The 296-nt window shown below is 57.1% G+C and carries 1 protein-coding gene; it reads left to right on the forward strand.

The window, feature by feature from the left end; genetic code table 11:
• Nucleotides 1-296: Ig-like domain-containing protein (locus tag MD588_RS25985; RefSeq protein WP_265700841.1), on the forward strand; the 296-nt coding region annotated here is incomplete at both ends.

Here is a 296-nt window from a genome sequence, read left to right on the forward strand (position 1 = left end):
TTTCACCTTGAGTGAAGCCAGTTCTGATTTTGCGGTCGGTGATATCACCGTGGTTGGTGGTTCGTTGAGCGGCTTTGTTGGTAGCGGCACTAGCTATAGCGCGACCTTTACCCCCGATAGCGACCGTACCGCGGCGGCGACCATTGACGTGGCCGCTAATGCCTTCACCGACAGCGCTGGTAACGATAATACCGCGGCGACCCAGCTTGCTATTACCTTGGATACCCAGTTGCCGGGGATCAGTATCGCTAGCGACAAGCCGAGCCTCAAGGCGGGTGAAACCGCCAGCTTGAACT

Origin of the sequence: Photobacterium obscurum, from assembly GCF_026191635.1 — a bacterium.
Lineage (GTDB): Bacteria > Pseudomonadota > Gammaproteobacteria > Enterobacterales > Vibrionaceae > Photobacterium > Photobacterium obscurum.